At 38.0% G+C, this 2627-nt stretch carries 2 protein-coding genes; both read left to right on the top strand.

The genetic code is table 11. The features are described from left to right. The first annotated feature begins 894 nt into the window (after positions 1 to 894). Positions 895 to 1311, top strand: a complete 417-nt coding sequence (locus AB6D07_RS22795) for a GFA family protein (RefSeq protein ID WP_009846796.1) — start codon at positions 895 to 897, stop codon at positions 1309 to 1311. A gap of 359 nt (positions 1312 to 1670) precedes the next feature. Then, complete coding sequence (locus AB6D07_RS22790) at positions 1671 to 2021, top strand: hypothetical protein (protein WP_012600708.1); 351 nt, start codon at positions 1671 to 1673, stop codon at positions 2019 to 2021. The last annotated feature ends 606 nt before the right edge of the window (positions 2022 to 2627 follow it).

Below are 2627 nucleotides of genomic sequence, written 5' to 3'. Positions count from 1 at the left end.
AAATACGCGAAACGGGGTTGTTCTATCTTTAAATTTAATTACGCAACAAAGCCATAGTAATACATTATATTAACGAAATATTTACATTGCCAGTCACGAAGTTACTTGCAGGATTTAGTGGTTCAGTCGTTCTTATTCTTCTCGTACTAAGGTATGTTCTAGATCGTAGGCTCCATAATCGAAATGTATCAAGAGAAGATATTAAACTACTGCATGATCTGTCGTTTGATTTCCACTCAACTGAAAAGAATACAGTCGACAGGTTATATGCGGAGGAAGTATTTAAGTATGTATATGGTTTAGATGTTTCATTTGAAGAAGTAGTTGTTCTATTGAGTTCACCGTGTCCTAAAAAAGCAATTTACGAATATAAACGACATAGGTATTTTTTAAAGTTGAATGAAAATAAGACAAAGTTTAAATATAAAGAGCCTCTAGAGGTAATTGCGCCTATATATTTTTTGTTTGAATCTGTGAGAAATTTGACGAAAAATATGCAATTTGTCTTTTTGATCTCAACTACTCTAATGCTGTATTTTTTTGGTTCGCATGTTATAGCATCTTCAATAGAAGGCTATGCGGTCGATAATCTATTGATTTTTATATTTTTCATTCCTTATGGTGTTCTTCTAATGCTTATCTCTTTATTCCTTGGAAATAGAATAATCTCATATGCTGTATATAGTTCCTCTCAAAAGGGAACGGAAACATACTTGCCTATTGACATACAGACGGAAGGTGTATAACAAAGCGTTTAAGGCAGATTCCCAACGCATAGCATTTTTCATTCCATCGTTGGGCTTTGTGCTTACGGTGGTATGGTTGGGTTCAGTGGTTGCGTTGCTCACTACTTAACGCGGCGTTAGCTGCCATCCATGTTCAAAGGAGAAACAAATGGGTTATCCACTTCAAGGAGCATGTCAGTGCGGACAAGTTACCTATGAATTACATGAAAAACCATTAATGGTCTTTGCTTGTCACTGTACCGAGTGTCAAAAGCTATCTACCAGTCCATTTAGTATCACTGCGGTTGTTGATGTATCTAAGATAGAGTTTTCGGGTCAACTGAGCAGTTGGGAGCGCTTAGCTGATAGTGGTAATCGGAACTGTGCGATGTTCTGCCCAAGTTGTGGAAACAGAATTTATCACTTTAACCCAGATGCACCGGAAACAGTTAAGTTAAAGCTAAAACCAATTGATCTATCTTCAACTGATATTTTCGAGCCTCAAGCGCATGTTTGGGTTAGTGAAAAACTGGAATGGTATCAGATACCAAATAATGTAAAGGTCTTTCCCAAGCAGCCGAGCTAGCAGCTAACAAATTGTTCAAGCAGACAGCTAACGTTTGGCGGTTTTGGTTTGGTTGAGTTTAGTGATTACGGTGGCTTTGTTTGAGCGCAGTGGTAGTTAGCTGCTACTTAACAAGGCGTTAGCTGACGATGTGATGGCACTAAGCCACAACCACAGAGCATTGGTGAATAAGGATATGAGGCCGCGAGCTAAGCACAATTCAAAACGCAGAGCTATAGAGTGGATTTGTTTTACTGCATCTTACTGTCACGACTAAATTTATTTGTTGTTATTTTCCTTGGTAGGTGGGTGAGAATTAGCGCCACTTTCAACAATTGAGCAGTGTTCAAGTGCCTGCTTTCTTCCAAGGACACTAAATAGTGAACAAACTAATTTTATCGACGGCCATTCTTTCAAGCTTAGCTCTATCTGGTTGTGAATCGCTCGATGGTCAAACAGTGTTAATTGACTACGGTATGAGTAAACGTGATGTGATTGAAATTATGGGTATGCCACAAGATCGTCAAATGAAAGGGTTTAACGAAGCATTCCAATACTGTCAAAGTGGAACATCTTTTGGAGCAAACTCTCACCAAGTTGTGTACTTTTACAAAGGTAATGTGGTTGGCTTGAATTCATACAAGACTTCTGTCAGTGGTTGTACTGGTGGCATGCGTACAATCAACTGGGAGTCATTACCTGACTTCACGATAGAGCATCGAGTACGCTAATAATTTAGCGCCTATCTATATGGTACATCGAATAATCTAATCGATGCTTAACTATGCAAGATTACTTGATCTAAAAAATGACTACGCAGGCTGATAAAAGGCAGTTTTATGCGCCATAAATTGGAAATTTAACTGTTTTTATATACAGCTTGGTTTGTTTAAGGTTCTGTTTTTATTGACTTTTTTGTTTTTGTGTTAAATTCTACGTCTAACTTTGCCAATCCTGAACATTGTGACTACATGCCTCTGGAAGTATTTCATAGCATCACTGGTGAGGAGTTGTCTTGGATAAAAAGTTGCTATGACTCTGAGATATTTAGGGAAGCCATACAGACTTCATCGAACTATCCATCCTCTTAAATTTCGTGTCAGAAGGCGAGCGTAGTAAAGTACTGGATAAATGAAATAATCTTTTAAAACAGTTTGAAAAATTCAGCTAACAATAAATTTAAGAGTGATTCACAACGCTTGACGCCCTCACCTCAAGTCAGTTTAGTGTTTATGGCACAATGGTTTAAGTAAGGTGGTTAGCGTTGTTCACACCTTAATTTGGCGTTGATATGACCCCCACTGTCAATTAAAAACGTAGAAGTTTCTCTCCTGTAT

The organism is Vibrio sp. 10N.239.312.C11 (assembly GCF_041466065.1).
Lineage (GTDB): Bacteria > Pseudomonadota > Gammaproteobacteria > Enterobacterales > Vibrionaceae > Vibrio > Vibrio tasmaniensis_A.
The sequence above is the reverse complement of the archived record's forward strand: the minus strand, read 5'-3'. Positions and strand labels throughout refer to the sequence as shown.